The sequence below is a fragment of the Lentzea chajnantorensis genome (assembly GCF_054300775.1).
The window spans coordinates 6,194,371-6,213,663 of the sequence record NZ_JBSDZT010000002.1; the positions used below are offsets into that span (position 1 = coordinate 6,194,371).

The 19,293-nt window shown below is 71.5% G+C and carries 7 protein-coding genes; 2 read left to right on the forward strand and 5 right to left on the reverse strand.

Annotated features, from left to right (window positions below; translation table 11 throughout):
* Nucleotides 1-90: 90 nt before the first annotated feature.
* Nucleotides 91-702: a TetR/AcrR family transcriptional regulator gene (locus tag ACVDFE_RS30145; protein WP_360384837.1), complete on the forward strand. Its 612-nt coding sequence runs from the start codon at nucleotides 91-93 to the stop codon at nucleotides 700-702.
* An 8-nt stretch (nucleotides 703-710) separates the two neighbouring features.
* On the opposite strand, the gene ACVDFE_RS30150 is transcribed toward ACVDFE_RS30145, so the two are convergent.
* From ACVDFE_RS30150 to ACVDFE_RS30165, 4 genes are all read right to left on the reverse strand, one after another.
* Nucleotides 711-1,439 (reverse strand): helix-turn-helix domain-containing protein, encoded by a 729-nt coding sequence (locus tag ACVDFE_RS30150; protein ID WP_360384839.1) that lies wholly within the window; start codon nucleotides 1,437-1,439, stop codon nucleotides 711-713.
* 201 nt (nucleotides 1,440-1,640) lie between these two features.
* The gene (locus ACVDFE_RS30155) at nucleotides 1,641-6,833 is read right to left on the reverse strand and encodes a type I polyketide synthase (RefSeq protein ID WP_458432807.1); all 5,193 of its coding nucleotides are present in this window, start codon (nucleotides 6,831-6,833) and stop codon (nucleotides 1,641-1,643) included.
* 224 nt (nucleotides 6,834-7,057) lie between these two features.
* Nucleotides 7,058-12,778 (reverse strand): SDR family oxidoreductase, encoded by a 5,721-nt coding sequence (locus ACVDFE_RS30160; RefSeq protein ID WP_458432808.1) that lies wholly within the window; start codon nucleotides 12,776-12,778, stop codon nucleotides 7,058-7,060.
* On the reverse strand, nucleotides 12,775-14,292 hold the full coding sequence (locus ACVDFE_RS30165) for an acyltransferase domain-containing protein (protein ID WP_360384845.1): 1,518 nt from the start codon (nucleotides 14,290-14,292) through the stop codon (nucleotides 12,775-12,777). The genes ACVDFE_RS30160 and ACVDFE_RS30165 overlap by 4 nt, the downstream gene beginning before the upstream one ends.
* 1,207 nt (nucleotides 14,293-15,499) lie before the next feature.
* Between ACVDFE_RS30165 and ACVDFE_RS30170 the strand changes: the two genes are divergently transcribed.
* Nucleotides 15,500-18,391, forward strand: a complete 2,892-nt coding sequence (locus ACVDFE_RS30170; protein WP_360384847.1) for a helix-turn-helix transcriptional regulator — start codon at nucleotides 15,500-15,502, stop codon at nucleotides 18,389-18,391.
* Nucleotides 18,392-18,452: 61 nt separating this feature from the next.
* Here ACVDFE_RS30170 and ACVDFE_RS30175 read toward each other — a convergent pair whose 3' ends face one another.
* Complete coding sequence (locus ACVDFE_RS30175) at nucleotides 18,453-19,238, reverse strand: thioesterase II family protein (protein WP_458432809.1); 786 nt, start codon at nucleotides 19,236-19,238, stop codon at nucleotides 18,453-18,455.
* Nucleotides 19,239-19,293 lie beyond the last annotated feature (55 nt).

The window sequence follows — 19,293 nt, forward strand, 5'->3', positions numbered from 1 at the left end:
CGGAACGCGGGTGGCGCAGATTCGCCGCCGGTGATAGGTACTGAGCGTGAGGACCACTTCGAGCCGGGAAGGACACCGGGCACCGCGCCGATGAAGCCACGAGGAGACTCCTACGGCGGAAGGTCCCGCCTCGAACGGTCAGCTCAGCGACGGGAACGACTGGTCGAGGCCACGTTGGAGCTGTTCTCGGCGCGCGCGTACGACGACGTCACGGTCGCGGACGTGTGCGTTCGCGCGCAGGTGTCGAAGCGCTACTTCTACGAGCACTTCACCGATCGCGGTGACCTGGTGTTCCAGGTGCACACCGAGCAGAACAGGTGGCTGCTCGAAGGCATGGTCGAGGCCTCGCCGCGCAACCCGTCCGGTCCGCGCGAGCTCATCTTCCCGATGATGAAGGCGCTGGTCACCATGCTGTCGGAACACCCGCAGCGGGCGCGGATCATCTACATCGACGTGCCGCGCCTCGAGTCACTGCGCCGGGAGTCCATGCGCAGGCAGGCGGAGTTCTTCGGCCGCCTGGTCCGCGGGGTCGTCGGCCCCCAGCACGACCGGGTGCTGTTCCAGCGGGCCTCGCTGGCGCTCGTCTCCGGGATCTCCCAGGTGGTGACCGAGTGGGTGACCAGGGGGTTGACCGATCCCGTCGACCCCCTGGTCGAGCACCTCACCAGGATCGTCTGCGCCGTGCTGCGCGACCTCGGCTGAGGCCTGGCTCAGCTCGCCAGACCTGCGCACAACGGCTCGTACAAGCGCGCCACGTGCGCCAACGCGGTCTGGACCTCCCCCCGCGCGACGAACGCCTGCGGCCCGGTCACCGACACCGCGGCGAACAGGGGGCCGTCCGCGACGACCGGCACGGCCGAGGTGCGCAGACCCCGGTGAGTGACCCCGTCGTCGTGCGCGACCCGGGAGGCGGGCCGGCCGGAGGAGCTCCGATGCGCCTTCAGCGTCAGCACCGCCTTTCCGGCGGCGGTCTCCAGCGCGGACCACGACCGGCCGAAGTCGACCGGACCGGACAGCAAGCCGGCACCGGGAGGCTCGAACTGCTCCACGCAGCGGACCACGTTGTCCTCCACGACCATGAGCTGCACCAGCAGGTGCGTCAGCTCGTACAGGCGCAACATGCCCTTGAGCGCGTGCCGCCGCAAGAGGGCGTGGTCGTCGCTCGTCAACCCCGCTGTCAGTCGCAGGTCGCCCAGTTCGTACCCGTTGGCGATCCGCCGGACGGCCTGCTCCGCCTCCAGCGTGCGCAGCAGCCGGTGAGCGGTCGTCTTGGCGAGCTGCAGGTCCCGTGCGATGTCGGCCAGGGAGCAGACCCCGCCCTTCCTCCCCAGGTAGCGGATGATCAGCACCGCCTTTTCAACCGCCCCCTGGGACTTTTCCGCGGAACACGTCTCGTCCACCCACGCCGTGCTCACCGAGGAACCGCGCGCAGACGTCATCCGAACCTCCGATGACCGGGATTCTGAAAATATTCATGAACGCGCCGACCCTAACCGGATTATTCCAGTCGGATCAACACGCGGTGCCATATATCGACGAGCCGAATGGACTGATCGGCCTCGACTCAACAATTGGTCTGGGATCATGAACGCACGACACGCACGCCACGGCGCGAGGCAGGGGTGATCGGCTTTCTGAGTTCACCGCGCCGCCGTCGTGACGAGGTAGCGGGTCAGGGCCGCCGGTGTGGGATGGGTCCAGAGGATGCCCGCGGGCAGCTCGACTCCGGTGCCCTGCTGCAGCTTGCCCCGGATCGCGATGCCCATGACCGAGTCCAGGCCGATGTCCGAGAACGGCCGTTCGGGTTCGATCCGGTGCTCCGGCACACCGGTCTCGGCCGCCACCACGCTGCGGATCACGGCCATCGCCGCGTCGGACACCTCGTCCGCGGGCAGGTCCCGCAGCAGGGTGGCCGATTCCGCCGCCGAGCCTCCGCGCGACTCGCCGTTCCGCGGGTCGCGGACGTGTTCGAACAGCGCGCGACGTCCCCCCGGCGGCGGTGTGGTGGGCCTGACCACCAGCGCGTAGCCGTCATCCGTGGTGTGCAGGCAGTTCCACACGCGCAGCGCCTCGGACGGGGTGATGTCACCGAAGCCCTGGGCCTCCATGCTCTGCAGTCCGTCGGCACTGAGCTTGCCCATGCCGGTGTCACGCCAGACCGTCCAGGCGATCGAGGTGGTGTTCCCGCCTCGGTGCCGGCGGTGTGCGGCCAGGCCGTCCAGGAACGAGTTGGCCGCGGCGTAAGCGGTGCAACCGGGCAGCACGACCAGCGGTGCGGTGGAGGAGAACAGCACCATCTCGTCGATGCTCCCCGGCGGGAACAGCTCGTGCAGCACCACCGCACCCAGCACCTTGGCGTGCAGCGTCTCCCGGATCGACTCCTCGTCCAGGTCGTCCACCAGGCGGCCGTGCACGGCTCCGGCCGTGTGGACCACGCCTCGGATGGGCGGCATGCGCAGGAAGTCGGGTGTCAGCACCGCTCGTGCGGCGTCGGCGTCGGTCACGTCCAGGGCGAGCGGGAGGACGTTCACCCCTTGGCCCTCAAGCTCCTCGACGACGCCGATGGCGCGCCGGGTCGCGTCGTCGTGCTGCTCCTCCCAGGTGGAACGCGGCGGCAGTCCACGCCGGCTGGTCAGGACCAGCCGGCGGGCGCCCCGTGAGGCGAGGTGCCGCGCCGCCTCCAGCCCGAGTGCCCCGAGACCGCCGGTGACCACGTAGGTGGCGTCGGGTCGCAGGGGCACCGGTGGGGTCTGGCCGCGGTCCGGGCGGGGAACGACGCGACCGGCGAGCAGTTCACCGTTCCTGACGACCAGCCAGTCCTCCGCGGGGGGTTCGTTGAGGACTCGCGCCACCAGCTCGAACGCGGCGTCGTCGTCACCTCCCTCCAGGTCGAGCACGCCACCGCGCAGCTCCGGGTGTTCGGAGGCGATCACCCGTGCGGCTCCCCACAGGGGCCGATGCGCGAGACCGGAGGACGTGGTGCAGGCCAGGGCTTCCCTGGTGAGGACCCACAACCTGGTTCCCGGCCGGTCGGCCTCGGCCGCGGACCGGGTCACGTCGGCGAGATCGGTCAGGTGGCGGACGGTGGCGTCGTACTCCTGTCCCGGTCCGGAGTACGGGGCCAGGTACACCACGTGGTGCGGCCCGTCGCCCGCGGGCGGGTAGATGTCCTGTGCGGCTTTGACGAGCGTGCACGGCAGACCGGCCCGCACGAGGTGCTCCGCGAGCTGTTCCGCGGTCGCCGAGGGTTCGGTCGAGACCAGCGTGACCGTGGCCGCGGGCGTCTCGACGGCCGGGACCTCCAGCGGCTGCCAGGAAAGCCCGTGCAGGAAGGTCCTCGGGTCGGCGATCAGCGTCTGGTCCGCGTCGAGAACGCCGAACCGGAGCCCGGTGACCCTGGCGGACGACTGTCCGCCGGTCCCCTGGAGGTCCAGGTCGATGGTGTCGGTGGTACCGCTGCGCAGGCGTGCGACCAGGTGGACCGACGACGGAGCGGGACCGGTCCACTCGACCGACTCGATGGAGGCGGGCATGCGGTAGATGCCCTGCCGGGCCAGCGGAAGCGAGGACAGCGTGGTAGCGGCGTCGAGGACCACGGCCCAGTGGGACGCACGGCCGGGCGTCGACACGGTCGCGTGCACCACGTCGTCGTCGTGCCGGAGGTGGTCCACCTGCCAGTCGAAGGCCAGACCTGACACCCCCAGCGGCCGGAGCAGGTCGAGCACCTCGTCGGTGCCGACGGGGAGCATCGGCAGCACCGGGTCTCCGACGACCTCGGCCGCGTCGGCGCGCACGGTGCCGGCACCGCCGTCGCGAGCGGAGGTGTGCGTGGTCCAGGACGTCTCTTCTGACGCCTCCTGCAGACGGGAGGAGAGCACCGCCCTGCCGTCCTGGCGGACGACCTGGACGGCGCGGTCCTGCTCGGCCGGCAGAGGGGTGCGCAGGACGACGTCGCGGAGGTGGCGCGGCTTGTCGGCAGCACCCGTGATCGCGTCGGCGAGCGTGCACAACAGCACGGCGGCAGGAACGATGTCCACGCCGTGCACGGTGTGCGGGGCGTCGTACGGCCTGTTCTCAGGCGACAGGGTCGTCTGCCACACGGCAGAAGGCGGCACGGTGGCAGCGGTCAGCCGGGAACCGAGCAGGGTGAAGGACTCCGGGTCGTGGCCTCCTGTCCCCCGGTCCAGGGGCGCCTCGGGAAGCCAGTACCGGCTGTGCTGCCACGCCGTGCGCGGCAACGCGACCGCTGCCGAGCGGGGCCAGCGGGCTCGCCAGTCGACGTCGACTCCGGCGCAGTGCAGCCTGCCCAGCTGTGCCGTGAGCTCCGGGAGCGCCGGCTGCGCGCGACGCAGCGAGTGCGCCGCGGTGACCGCCGGAACGGCCAGCGACTCCGCGATCTGAGCGATGTTGTGGACGACGACGGGATGCGGTGAGATCTCCAGGAAGTGGCGGTGTCCATCTTGGACCGCTGCTTCCACGGCCGCCGCGAACCGCACGGGGCGCCTGAGGTTCTGCTGCCAGTAACCGGCGTCCCGTGGTGCGCCGGAACGCGGGTCGTCCAAGATCGTGCCGTACAGCCGCAACGACGCCGGGCCGATCGACAGCCCGTGCACAGCGGCGCCGAGGTCGTCGACGAGCCCGTCCATGTGCGAGCTGTGGAAAGCGACGTCGGAAGCCACTCGGCGAACCACGCGGCCCTCTTCGGCCAGCACGGTCGTGCACTCCTCCACCGCGGCCACGTCGCCCGCCAGCACGGACCACCCGCGGGCCGGTTCGATCGCCGCCGTCAGGCCGGACTTGCCCGCGAGCCGTTCCTCCAGCTCGTCGAACGGCACGTCGAGCAGGACCATGGCACCGCGTCCCGCCACGGTCCCGAGCAGTGCCGCGCGGCGGCAGGCGAACCGGGCGGCGTCTTCCGCGCTCCACACGCCCGCGGTCACCGCCGCGGCGATCTCGCCCATCGAGTGGCCGAGTGCCGCCACCGGTTCGACACCCCAGGACCGCCACACCTCGGCCAGGCCCAGGTGCATGGCGAACAACGTCGCCTGGATGCGGTCCGTCCGCGTGCAGTCCCCCTCGTCGATCTCGGTGATCAGCGAGTACCCGGCCTCCTCGCGGAACACCGGGTCGAGCCGCTCGCACAGGGCCGCGAACGGTGTGCTGGACCGGAGCAGCTCATGTCCCATGCCCGCCCACTGGGAACCGTGGCCGGAGAAGACGAACACCGGTCCGGCGGCCTGCTCGGTCGCCCTGCCGTGCACCACCCCCGGCACCTTCTCGGTCGCGGACCACGCCCGGAGGCGGTCGACCGCCTCGCCGCGATCGGTGGCGACCACGGCGGTCCGCCACGGCAGGTGCGACCTGTGCAGCGCCAGCGTGGCCGCCACCGCGTCGACGTCCTGCTCCCCCGTCTCCAGCGCGTCCGCGAGCCTGGACACCGTCGGTGCGAGCGCCTCCTGGGTGGCGGCGGACAGGACGAGCAGGGACGGGGCGTCAGTGGCGTCCCGCTCTCCGTGTGGTTCCAGCGGGTCGCCTTCTGCCAGGCAGACGTGCGCGATGGTGCCCCCGTAGCCGAAGCTGGACACACCGGCCAGCTTCGGCTTTCCGGCGACCTCCGGCCAGGCGGTCGGCTCGGTCACCACCTTGACCGACCGCTCCGCCTCGACCGCGGGGTTGACACCGTCCCGCGCTCCCACCGTGGGCGGCAGGACACCGGCACGCATGGCCAGCACAGTCTTGATGATGCCGACCACCCCTGCACCCGCCTCCAGGTGCCCCACGTTGCCCTTCACCGATCCGATGAGCAGAGGCGAGTCCGGTGCCCGGCCGACTCCGAGGACGGCAGCGGCCGCGGCCGCCTCCGTCGGATCGCCTAGAGGCGTGCCGGTGCCGTGCGCTTCCAGGTAGTCCACAGCGGACGGATCGATGCCGGCGCCGGCGTAGACGGATCGGAGCATCTCCTGCTGTGCGACGCCGTTGGGCGCCATGATCCCGTTGGTGCGGCCGTCCTGCCGCACCGCGCTCGCACGGACGACGGCCAGGACGTTGTTGCCATCACGCCGGGCGTGGTCCAGCCGCTTGAGCACCACGACACCGGCACCCTCGCCGCGCCCGTACCCGTTGGCGGAGGCGGCGAACGGCTTGCTCCTGCCGTCGGCCGCCAACGCTCCCGACGCGCCCAGCGACAGGGTCTGCGCGGGTGCGGCGATCAGGTTCACCCCGCCCGCGATCACGACGTCGCACTCCCCGGAGAGCAGCGCCTGCCGTCCGAAGTGGATCGCCGCGAGCGAGGACGAGCACGCGGAGTCCAGCGCCAGGCTCGGACCGCGCAGGTCGAGGAAGTACGAAACCCGGTTCGCGACGGCGCAGTAGGCGCCGCCGATGCTGCTCCACGGACCGATCCGCTCGGGATCGTTCAGCAGCATCTGCCCGTACTCACCGCCACCCACGCCGATCAGCACGGCGGAGTTGCTGCCGGCGAGCGACAGAGGCGGGATTCCGGCGTGTTCGAGTGCTTCCCACACCACTTCCAGCACCAGGCGCTGTTGCGGGTCCATCAGGACCGCTTCTCTGGGTGTGACGCCGAAGAACTCGGCGTCGAAGCTCGCGGCGTCCTCCAGGTAGGCGGCACGGCTGACCGCCCGGTCCACCGCGGCGGCGGCCGCCGGACCGTGTGCCGGGTACGACGACCACCGGTCGCGGGGGAGGTCCCCGACCTCACTGCGTGCCGCGATCAAGCCGGCCCAGAAGTCCGCCGGTTCGCAGATGCCACCGGCCAACCTCATGCCCAGACCCACGACGGCGACGTCGTTGTCCGGGCTACCAGAACTCAAACGCGTCATTTTGCTACCTCACAGATTTCGGTCAAGCCGCCTCGATCTCACGGGGTCTCCCAGCCAGCTCCGGGAGCCGGCCGCAGGGCGGGTGCGGCCGGGCGATGATGACGAGCGCGGAGCCCACCGGCGCGACGACCTCAGCCGCCGGGCCGGTGGGGCCGGGCATCCGGGTCGGGCCGGATGCCGTGACGGCCCCGACCGAGGTGGTCGGGGCGCCACGCTCAGCTGGTGTCGCCGACGTCGAACGTCTCGCAACCGGAGATGCGGATGAGGACCCGGCCGTCCACGTTCACCGCCTCCTCGACGTTCGCGTCGTCGACGTGGATGAGCAGGATTCCGTCCGGGTTGGACTTGCTCACCGCCGCGTCGCTGCCCGTCGCGAAGAACTCGATGCGGTCGATGAAGCGGGGTACCGCCACCAGGTGGACGCCGTTGCCGTCGGTGCGCAGCAACCGGGTCCGGGCCAGTGCGTCCAGCATCACCGTGGGAACCGGCGGGTTCTCCAGGAGTGCGCGGTCGGCTTCGGTGGCGGGCGGGACCAGCACCCAGCGGGAGCTGGTGCCGTCCGGGCCCTCCCTGCCGTCGGTGCTCGCGCGGTAGACCCCGCGCAGGACCACGGCGCTGTCATCGCGGTAGTAGGGGTCCTCCGACGGCCGGTCGGTGACGACGTTCCTGGCGAGCGGCGGGACCGGAAGGGTGCCCAGCACCACGTCGCACGCGAAGTGCTGGCGGTCCGCGCGCAGCACCCGGCCACGCCGGTCCACCACGTCGCTGGTGATCCGGACGTGCACGCGGTCAGGGCCGTCCAGCCGCGCCGTCACCCGGTAGGGGTTGCCCGGCCCGGCCTTCGGCGCGACGAACGCCGAGAACCGCAGGTTCTCCAGGGTGCGGACGGGCAAGCCGGGTACCACCGCGGTCGCCGCTTCGGCCGCGATGGTGGCCAGACCGGTGCCGTGCATGGTCGGTTTGCCGTTCACCGTGTGGTCGACCAGGAACCCCGCGGTGCGCTCGCCGAGGTCCAGCAGCCACTGGGTGGTGCCGCGGGTGGTGCGGTGCGGGGTGCCGAGCATCCACCGGGTGCGTTCCGGTACCGGGTGCACGAAGCCGGGGAACTGCTCGCCGAAGGTCGCGCGTTCCTTCGCGTTGAGGAACGCCACCAGCGGTTGGGCGACCGACGGCGTGCACAGCTCGGCGGCCAGGTGCCGCACGCCCTCGGTCGGGGCGAGCGGAGCCATGATCCCCGCTCGTTCGTTGTTGCCCTGCATCAGTTCCGATCCGCCCATGCCGATCTCCGCCCAGATCGGCCAGATCAGCGTGCGCTCGTCCGCGCCGCGGACCAGTGCCGCCTGGCGGGCCGCGCCGTGGAGGAAGTCGTTGCCGGGCGCGTAGTCGGTCTCGCCGGGCAGCCCCACGAGGCCGGCCACCGAGCCGAAGTTGCACCACTGGGCGGGCTGGGCGGTGCCGAACGCGGCCTTGAGGTTGCGGTACCCGTCGACCTTGACCCCGCGGACGTGCCGCAGCCCGTCGACCGTCAGCCGGGAGATGTCGCCGCCGTTGTGCAGGCCGGCGCCGTGCACGAGCAGGTCGACGTCCGGGGTGACCTGCCGGATCGTCTCGACGGCCGAGCGGACGGCCTCGGCGTCGGTGAGGTCGCAGGTCAGGTAGTCGACCGCGTCCTCACCGCAGAGCGCGCGCAGTTCCCGCAGGTTCCGCTGCGACTCGCGGGCGTTGAGCAGGCGGTCGAACCGGGCCATGACCTCCCGCACCGTGGCACCGGGGGTGCGGGCGCGTTCGGTCTTGAGGAAGTTCGCCCGCAGGCCGGGAAGTTGCTCGTCGCCCGCGTGCAGCAGGTCCTCGGGCACGTCCTGCAGCCGCGACGAGCCCAGCAGCCACAACCGCAACGGCGTCCGGGAGGCGAGCTCCTTCGCGCAGGCCGCCGTGATGCCCCGCGCGCCGCCGGTGACCACGACCACCGACCCCGGCCGCAGCGGCGACACGTTCGAGCTCAGGTCGAGCGGTGCGGGCACCAGCTTGGTGCGCAGCCGCACACCGTCGTGGTGGAGCACCGCCGGATAGCCGCGGTAGCCGGCCAGTTCCCGGTTCAGGGTGTCCCAGGCGCCGGTCTCCGAGCTGATCACCACGGCCAGCCGCGCCCCGCGGAGGTCCCAGGCGAGGCTGCTGACGATGCCGGTGAACAGGCCGGCGGAGGAGTGCGGGACTCCGCTGCGCAGCTCGTCGACGAGGTGCACGCCGAGCGAGCCACCGGCGTCGATCCGGTCGCGGCAGGACTTCGCCGCGAGGAACAGCGCTTCGTGCGCGCGGAGAGTCCCTTCCGCAACGGTGTCGCCGGGCGCCGGACCACCGGTGGAGGCGAAGAGGCGGACGTGGCTGAACCGGCCAGCGCCCGTCGCGGCGTCGGGGAACTGGGCCTCGACCGGTGCGGTCTCGTCCAGCACGTGGATGTGAGCACCGGACGCGCGCACGTGTGCGGGCACCGACTCCTCGCACCCCGGCTGCACGACGACGAGCCAGTCCGGTCCGGGAGCGGTGGTCCACTCGGCGCCGGAAGCCGGCTCTTCGACGTAGGTGCAGACGTAGCGCTCGTTGCGCGGCGCCGGCCGGGTGGCCCGGTGTGGTGTCAGCACGATCCCGGGCGCCGAAGGGCCGGCGGCGATCACGTGGGGGGCCTTCCCCAGTCGGGTGAGCTCGCCGACGAGGTCGCACGCGCCGTTGGCGCCGAGGTAGTCCAGCGGCCGTGGGGCTCGGGTCCCGGCGCCGCCGGTGGCGACCGAGACCTGGCAGAGCACGGGCCATCCGGCGGCGGCCGCGGTGCTCTCCCGCGCCAAGGCGAACAGGAAGGCGCCTTCGCCGAGGGGGCCGCGACCGAGCAGGGTGCGCAGCTCGTCGGTGCTGTTGCCGTTGAGGCTGAGCACGAGCGCCAGGTCCAGCGCTCCGCCGAGGAGGTGCCGCACCGCCGTCTGGACCGCGTGCGCGGTGGCGTCCGGCCCGGCGTCGGCGAGCTGCACCGCACCGTTGAGGTTGTGGCGGTTGGCGATGCGCGACGCGATGACGTTGCCCATCAGACCGGGCTGGGTGTCCGGGGTGGACTCGGGGGTTCCTGCCCGCACCGCGCGGCCCACGGCTCGCGCGGCCTCCGCGAACTCGTCCGCGTCGAGCTCACCCGGCGTGACGGCGAGCAGGTCGTCGGCGTAGCAGCGCAGCGCCGACTGGTACCAGGACAGGGTCGGTCCGTAGTGCGCGGCGATGACACCGGTGGTCTCCTCGCGGCCTTCCCACAGCTGCCCGTGTTCGGCCAGGAAGCGCTCGGCCACGTCCAGCGCCATCAGCTGGGTGCGGTCGATGGCGTCCGACACCGCGGCGGGCAGCCTGCTCACCTTCCACTCCGGCGCCGGGTAGGGCATCGGGAAGGCCGCGTCGTCAGCGGGCGCACGCCCCTCACCCAGGCGCGTCGCGACTTCGGCCGAGGTCGGCGCACCCGGCAGGTGGGCGCTCCACGCGACCAGGACGACGCGGTCGTCCTTCGCCGGCGGCCGGGAGGTGGGTACGGGCTCGCCGGGGCCGGGCTCGTCACGCAGCAGCAGGTGCCCGTTGGTCCCGCCGAACCCGAACCCGGAGACGCCGACCAGGCGCGGTCCGGCGGGCAGCGGCGTGTCCTGCGCGGGGACGGTGACGTGTTCCGCGGTCGCCGCCGCGCCGGGTCGTGGCCGTTGAGCGGGGACCACACCGTGGCGCAGGGCGAGCAGAGCGTGGATCACCGACACCGCGCCCGCGGCCCACCCCGTGTGCCCGATCAGGGACTTGTTGCTGGTGCACAACACTTCCCGGCCGGCCGACTGGTTCAGCGCGGCCAGCTCGACCTCGTCGCCCGCCCTGGTGCCGGTACCGTGCCCGACCACCCAGACCGGGGCGTGCTCCTGCCCGTGCCCGGCGCGTGCGATCGCCAGTTCCTGCCCGCGGTGGTTGGGGGCGGCGATGGCCTTGCCCCGGCCGTCGGCCGCGGCACCGAACCCCGCCAGCACGCCGAGCACCTGCTGGCCGTCGCGGCGGGCGTCACCCAGCCGGCGCAGCGCCACCACCGCCGCGCCGTCGGAGAAGAGCGTGCCGTCCGCGGAGCCGTCGAACGCGTTGACCGCTCCCCGGTGGCTGAGGCCGCCGAGCTTGCTGAACAGCACGTTGAACCGCGGGGTGACCATGAAGTAGCCCCCGCACAGCGCCAGGTCGGTGCTGCCTTCCAGCAGGGCGGCCACACCCAGGTCGATGGCGTAGAGCGACGAGGAGCACGCGGTGTCCACGATCGTCACGGGCGTGGTGTCCGGCAGCAGGCCGCGCACGGCGTTGCGGACGACCCCGTCCGGCAGGTGGCTTTCCGGGTTGCCCGCGGCCAGCCGGTAGCGCTCGCGCAGCAGGGAGCGCAGCCGTTCCGCGTCCGGGCCCGCGGGCGTCGGCCAGGCCTCGGCGAGCATGCGGGCGTACCCCTCGACCACCATGGCCTGCTCGAAGTGCTGGTCGCCGTCGGAGCAGGCACCGATGAACAGCGAGGAACGGGACGACGGACCGTCCGGCAACGCCTGCCCCAGGGCGTGGCGCAGCCAGGACGACGACAGGCTGGCGTCGGGAGCGACGTCCTCGTGCCGCCCCATCCGCACGAAGCCCGCGGTGCGCGCGTACGTGCGGTCGCGGTCGCCGGGATCGGCGGCCCAGAAGGTGTCGAGCGGATAGCGGTCCCCCGGTTCGCTGAACGCGGGCTCGCCGGCGCGCAGCAGTTCCCAGAACTGCTCGGGCGACTCCGCACCGGGGACGACCAGTCCCATTCCGACGACGGCAATGGCATCGTCGTCACCCTCACGGCCGGGCGTAGGTTCCGCGGCGCGGCTCGAGGTGCGGGCAGGCGCATTGTCGGAGGCGCGGGTAGGCGCACTGTCCGAGGCGCGGACGGACGCACCGTCCGAAGTGCGGGCAGGCACATCGTCCGACGTGCGGGTGGGCGTGGTGTCCGAAGCGCGGGCGGGCTCACCGTCCGAAGCGCGGGCAGGCGCACTGTCGGCGGCGCGAACCGGCACATCGCGAACCGGCACCCCCGACGCGCTGGGCTCGACGACGTCCGCCGCCGGCCGCGGGGCGTCGCCCCACGTGCCGCCGGCGCGGATCAGCGCACCGCCCAGCCGGATCCCGCCGTCGTTGACGACGTTCTCCCCCGTGATCCACGACGCTTCCGGGGAGGCGAGGAAGGCCACGAGCTTCGCGTGTTCCTCGACCGTGCCCAGGCGGCCGAGCGGGGTTCCCGCGGCCGTCGCCTCCAGGACCTCTTCGCTGCGGGGGAACAACTTCACCGTCTCGCTGACGAGCATTCCCGCGGATGCCATGTTCACCCGGATGCCGTGCGGCCCGAACTCCACGGCCAGGTATTTCGTCAGCTGTTCGAGGGCCCCCTTGCACACCGCCACGCAGCTGTAGTTGTCGATGACGACGCTGGTGCCGATCGAACCCAGGTTCACGATCGCGCCGCCGCGGTCCTTCATGAGCGGGAAGGCGGCACGGCAGCAACGGCGCGGGCCGTGCACGTTGGTGTCGATCGCCCTTTCCCAGTCGCGGTCGGTGAGCACGTGACCGGGCTCGAACACTCCGCGGGCGGCGTTGTTGACCAGCACGTCGAGCCGCCCGTGCCGGCGTGCGACGTCGGCGAACATCTCCTCGACCGCGTCCTGCTTGGCCACGCTGGCCCGCAGGTGCTCCGCGGAACCGCCCTCCGCGAGGATGTCCGCCACGGTCTGCCGCGCGGCGTCGATGTCGTGGAACCAGTTCACGATCACATGGCCGCCACCGCGGGCCAGCTCGCGCGCGATGGCCCGGCCCTGCCCCTTCGAGCCTCCCGTCACCAGGCAGATCCGGTCGGCGAAAGCACCGCTGCGTGGACTGTTCACGCCTTCACCCGCCCGGCACCGAGCTGGGTGAGCAGCTCGGCGATCGACTCCAGGGTGGTGTAGTCGGTGATCCGGATGTCGGCCTCGGGGAGGTCGTACTTCTGGCGGGCGCGCTGGAGCAGCTCGGTCTGCCGGATGGAGTCGATCCCCAGGTCCGCCTCGAGCTCGATGTCGGCTTCGAACACTTCCTCCGGATAGCCGACGGCGGAGGCGTAGAGGGTGCGCAGCTCGTCCACCAAGCCCGGAACGTCCGCGCCCCCGGACGGCGCGGGTTCTGCGGGCTCGGGTGCCGTCGTGGGGACGGCAGCGGCGGGAACCGCGGTGTGCTGCACCTGGTGCGTGCCCGTTCGGGCGGGCTCGACCGGTGCCGCGTCCGCTCGGGCGCTCGTGATCGACGACCCGTTCGAACCAGCGCCCGCAACCGGCGACCCGTTCGAACCAGCGCTCGCAATGGACGACCCGTTCGAACCGGCCTGCATGACCGACGATCCGTTCGACCCGGCCTGCGCGACCGGCGCCCCGTTCGACGCGGCCTCAGAGCTGGAGGACGTGGCGAACGCGCCACGCAGCTCGTCGAGGGTCCGGCGCTGTCGCAGCGGTGCCGCGGTCTGCACGCCGGGCAGGCACGCACCCACGAGGTCGGTCAGTGCGGCGCGCGCTCCGCACTCGAGGAAGTGCGCGTACCCGTCACCCCGCACCGACACCAGGGCCTGCAGGAAGCCGACCTCCCGTTCGAGGTGGCTGGTCAGGATCTCGCGGCCGTCCTGCTCGGTCTCGACGTAACGGCCCAGCACCGGCGAGTACATCGGCACTCGCGGTGCGCGCACCCGGACCTCGGCCACCTCCGCCTCGAACAACCGGTTCGCCTCCGCCAGCAGCCGGTTGTGGAACGGGTACGGGACGCGCAGGCGCGTCGCTTCGATCCCGAGCAGGCCGGCCAGCGCCGTCAGCCGGTCCAGCGACTCGTGCGGGCCGGAGACCACGACCTGGTCGTACCCGTTGTGGGCAGCGACCGCCAGGCCGCGGTCAGCGAGAGAGCCGACGACAGCGCTCGCCCGCTGTCGTCCGACGCGCAGCGCGACCATTCCTCCCTCGGTGTCGCGCGAGGCGCGCAGCGCACGGTCACGCGCGATCACGAGCCGGACCCCGTCCGCCAGGTCGAGCGCTCCCGCGGCGGTCAGCGCGGCGAACTCGCCGAAGCTGTGACCGATCACGAGAGCCGGTGTGACGCCGGCGAGCTCACGGGCCAGGTCCAGGACCGCCAGTTCGGTGGCGAAGATGGCCAGGCTCAGAGCAGGGACGTCACTGGCCAGCAGCACGTCCAGGGTCGGCGCGTCCGCGCTCTCCAGCAGGGTGGAGATCGTGGGGCCGCCGTGCCGGAGGGAGATCGCGTCCACCTGACCGACAACGGCCGGCAGTGAGCGGTCGGCGCACACGCGTGAAAGACCACCGGGCAGGTACCCGCCCTGTCCCGGGAACAGGAAGACCGGCGAGGAAGACGACGAACAAGACACGATGAGATCCTTAGCGTGGAGCGGGAAAACGGGTTTCAAAGCACCCGGCGGGGGACCGGGGCAGGCTCCGGACGAAGCCAGGAGGTCGCTTGCTCGACAGGATGTCAGTGGTGCGCGTACCGCCACGAGCGCTCGTTCCGGCAGGCGGGACCGGAGCCCTTCGCGCCGTTGACGCCGGGTACTCTCACCGTCGGCTGCCGTCGTTCCAGCCGAGCACATCGGCGGGAGTCCCGGCGGCCGGTGCGCACCTGCCGGAAATCGGTGAGCACTGCCCATCGTCGCGCAGCAGGAACTCCTCGGACCGGCGCGATGAATCCTTCCACGGGCCAGGGAGGTGCTGGGGCGGGATCGGGCACCCGCACATCTCCGAATTCTTCACGACGGCGGTGTCGCCGCCGCGTCTGTGTTGCGGCATCCCTGCGGACCACATTCACCGTGCACCACAAAATGGTGAACATCGAGTGACTTGCAGTCTTCTGCCGCACCCTCCGGACGACACCCCGCGGGTCGTTCGGCGGCGATTTCTCGGAAGGGGTATCACCCTTCGAACGGCACGCGAATGAGGCTAAACAGCTTCACGACGGCATACCTGCGGAAGTCCACAGGTATGCCGCAGGAGCAGCGATCACCGAAAGACCACAGGCGCTCACCAGCGGTAACGGGGTCGAGGCGCTCCACCCCGAAGGCGGATGAGCTGCGCGCTCACAAACAGAGAGTGACGCACATCGCCGACCGCCCTCAAGAAGACTACGGATGTCCACAGCACAGACCCGCTGGATTGGTGGTCGCGCCCGCCGATCATCTGATGCAGGTCGTCCGACCGGACCACTGACGCGCCTTCCGGTGTCACACCACATCGACGAGCGGGCAGCGGACGAGGCGATCGTTTCACCACAAATACTCATCGGCAGCGCAATTCGTACGGACCCGTTCGAAACCCTACCCGCTTCCTGCCCGATCAGTCCGTCTCGCGGTGTGTGACAAATCTCGGCGCCACTCGCGCCCGGATGCGCAGCCGGCGACTGCCCGAACGGGCGTCCGACCGTTCTCACCTGCGACTTCGGCGCCAAGAAGTCTTTTCGACTCAAGGGATCGAGAACTTGACCCGATGGGTACTCATAAAGTGGAATCGATAGCAGGGCGATATGAACTGATTTGAAGCGAAAGACCACCCGATTGGGCCAGTTGACAACTACGGAGCGCATAAATGGTCGCCGACGCACACCAGCATTCAGGCAGTGCCGACACGCTCGTCGGTCGCGGCGCGGAGTTGGCACGCATCGTCGATGGTCTCGAATCGGCGAAGCGTGCGACACCCTTCACACTCCTGGTCGAGGGCACGCCCGGCGTCGGCAAGACCGCGTTGCTGGACGTGGCGTGCGAGCTCGCCCGCGAGCGCGGATTCGTCGTCTGGCGTGCGAAGGGCTCGCTGATGGAGCGGGACGTGCCCTTCGCCGTGGCCCAGCAGCTCTTCGAGCACCTGCGCGAGGAGCTGCCGCCTGGCCGGAACGGTGAAAGCACACCTCCCGGGTACGACCTCATCGCCGGGCACCTCACCGCCGAGCGGGATGACGTCGGTGAGCTCGAACTCCAGCGGGCCATCCGGGACCTCTACCGCTTCACGGCCGACTTCGCCCAGCGCGCACCGCTGTGCCTGGTGATCGACGACGTGCAGTGGGCGGACGTCTCGTCGTTGCGCTGGCTGAACTACCTCGTGCACCGCGTCGTCAAGCTCCCGGTCGTCCTGCTGATGACCCGCACACCGGGGATCCAGCCGACCGATCCCCTGCTGATAGCGGAACTGGACATCTACTCCGAGCGCATGAGGCTCGCGTACTTCACCGCGCGCAACATCGCGCAGCTCACCGAGCGGATGCTCGGGCAGACGCCGGACGAGAAGTTCGCGCAGGCCTTCGTCGAGGCCACCGGCGGCTGTCCCACGGTGACGCGGCACATCCTGGGTGTGATGCGGGAAAGATCGGTGCCGCCGGAGGAGAGCGCCGCGAACGACCTGCTGCGCCCCGAATGCGAGAAACTCGGTCAGGTGCTGCTCGCGCGGCTCAACCGCCAGTCACCCGAGCTGGTCGAGCTCGCGAAGGCGATCGCGGCCGTGGAGCCGGCGGACCTGGCCCTGCTGACCGCCGTCGTGGACCTCGACACCAGCGAGGCCGCCGATCGGGTGCGGCAGCTGGAAGGCATGGGCGTGCTCACCCCGGACGGCGGGCTGAAGTTCACGCACGCGGTGCTCAAGAACACGATCACGAGCGCGGTCGGGTACCGGGAACGCGAGCAGCTGCACGCCAAGGCCGCGCGGTTCCTGCACTACACGCGGGCACCCGCGGTCGTCGTGGCACGCCACGTCCTGCACACGCCCGCCCAGTCCGGCGCCTGGGCGGTCGAGGTCCTGCGTGCCGCCGCCGACACCGCGATCGCCGACGGCGATGCCCGCTTCGGTGCCCAACTGCTCGCCAGGGCTCTCGACGAGGACCTCTCCACCGCGCAGAGGCAGGACCTGCTGCTGCGGCTCGGTCTGGCCGAGACGTACTTCGACCCGCGGATGGCCGTGGCGCACATCGAGGAGGGAATGGTCGGCCTGGACGATCCGCAGGAGATCCTCGCGGCCGCCTGCCGGCTAGCGGAGATCCTCTACTTCGACGGTGCCTACGACAGTGCCAGCGAGGTGCTGCGCCGGGCCATGGAAGAGATCGGGTCCAAGATCCCCGCGGCCGTCGAGTCGATGCGCCTGCTGGAACGGATCACCGTGCCCTCAGGTGACCCGGAGGCCCGGCAGGTGGACTTCCGCGAGTTCGACGAGCAGCAGTGGCGCCGCGGTGACGAGCACGGCCGCAGGCTGGCCGGGCTGATCGCCGAGGACACCAGCAACCGGGGCGTGGAGCTGGCCCTGTGCCGCAAGGCCGCGCTCGCGGCGCTGTCCGGCGGCGCGACCTCCGCGATGCAGCACCCGCAACGCCTGTTCGGAGTGATCAACGCCCTGCTGCGCGCCGACGAGGCGGAGCTCGCGATGCGCCACTGCGACGAGGTCCTGCTCGAAGCCCAGCGACAGGGGCTGTCGTTGATCACCATGCTCGGTCACTCGCTCCGGTCGCGGGCGCACCACCACCACGGGTCCTTCGCCGAGGCCGCCGCGGACGCGGAGCTCGCGTTGTCCGCGGCACGGACCGCGAAGCTCGCCCCGGACCACCTGGGACACGTCTACGCCACCGACGCCTGGGTTCGCGCTCAGCTAGCCCTGGGCGACCTCGACGCGGCGAAGAACGCGCTGGCGCCCTATGGGCGCTCCAGACAACTGCCGCAGACCTGGCACCACACCGCCCTGCTGCACGTCAGAGGCGCTGTGCGCATGGAGCTCGGCGACCACGAGGCAGCGCTCGCCGACCAGCTCGAATGCGGTGAGCGGTTCCTGGCCTGGGACCGGCGCAACCCGGCGGTGCGCCCCTGGCGGTCCTTCGCGGCGCTGGCACACCTGCGGCTCGGACAGCCGCAGCCGGCCCTCGACCTCGCGTTGCAGGAGCTGACCCTGGCACGGGAGTGGGGCGCACCGACCGTGATCGGTCGCGCGCTGCTGACGGTGGGCATCGTGACCGGCGGTTCCGCCGCCGCCCCGTGGCTGGCCGAAGCCGACTCGGTGCTGCGCCGGTCGACCGCGCGGATGCTGCACGCACAGGTGCTGCTCGAACTCGCCGCGACCCGGTGGGAGAAGGGACAGCACGACGCCGCCCGGCAGCACCTCGCGGAAGCGCAGGCACTCGGCCGGCAGTGCGGCGTCGCCGTGCAACCGGGACAACGGCTCGCCGGACTGAGCTCCGCCGCCACCTCGCACACACCGGTGCCGCACCACCCCGAACCGACCAACGCCGCGCCACCCGCTCCCCGGCTCAGCGCGCTCACGCTGACGCCGCACGAGTACCGCATCGCCACACTGGCCCTCGAAGGCAACTCCAACGAAGAGATCGCCCGCGAGCTCAACGTCTCGCGGCGCACCGTCGAGTTCCACCTGACCAACATCTACCGCAAGCTCGGCGTGCGCCGGCGCATCCAGCTGTCCTCCGCACTGGCGGGCCTCGTCCCACGCGCATGACCCGGAAGCAGGGTCACCGGGCACCGCTGTGCGGTGCCCGGTCTGCACGTGGGCGCACCGTTCAGGCGCCTGCGGCTTCGGCTCGGCCGCTGCGGCCGAGCCCGCTGCCGACGTGGAGCTCGCGCCGCACGAGGTCCGCGACGGTCCCCCAGTGGTCCACCGGGAAGAAGTGGCCCCCTGGGAACTTCTCCAGCACGAAGGACCCGGTGGTGTGACGCATCCACGCGCTCGCGTCCGGCAGTGGCACGATCGGGTCCTCGGTGCCGGCCAGAGCGGTGATCGGCGCGGTGATCACCGCGGAAGGCCCGCACCGGTAGGACTCGATCGCCCGGTAGTCGTTGCGCACCACGGGCAGCACCATCGCGCGGAGATCGGCGTTGCTCAGCACGCCCGGTTGGACGCCACCCAGCGCCTCGATCACGGTGACCACGTCGTCGTCGGACATGAGGTGCACACCCGCGTTGCGGTGCAGGTGTGGCGCCGCTCGACCGGACGCGAAGAGGTGCGAGACGGGCACCGAGGCGGCCTCCAGCCGTCGCGCCACCTCGAACGCCACCACGGCGCCCATGCTGTGCCCGAACAGGGCCAGCGGCCGGCTCTTGTCCAGCACCGCGAACACCTCGTCCGCCAGCACGTGCAGGTCGTCGATCGGCTCGTCGCGGAGCCGGTCGAGGCGGCCGGGGTACTGGACCGCCGACAGCTGGACCTCGCCGTCGAGCTCCATGCGGAGCCGGGTGAACCACCCGGCCGATCCGCCCGCGTACGGAAAGCACACGAGCTGCGGGGCTTCCTCGGACGTGGCGCGGAACTTCCGCACCCAGCGGCCGCCCTGAGCAACGTTCGCCATGATCTCCCTCTTCGGGTCTTGCTGTGGGGTCGACATCGTCGTCGGCGCTGCTCGT

Coding starts and splice junctions, on each gene's coding strand:
- ACVDFE_RS30145 (WP_360384837.1), top strand. CDS start 91: ATGAAGCCACGAGGAGACTCCTACGGCGGAAGGTCCCGCCTCGAACGG.
- ACVDFE_RS30150 (WP_360384839.1), bottom strand. CDS start 1,439: ATGACGTCTGCGCGCGGTTCCTCGGTGAGCACGGCGTGGGTGGACGAG.
- ACVDFE_RS30170 (WP_360384847.1), top strand. CDS start 15,500: ATGGTCGCCGACGCACACCAGCATTCAGGCAGTGCCGACACGCTCGTC.
- ACVDFE_RS30175 (WP_458432809.1), bottom strand. CDS start 19,238: ATGGCGAACGTTGCTCAGGGCGGCCGCTGGGTGCGGAAGTTCCGCGCC.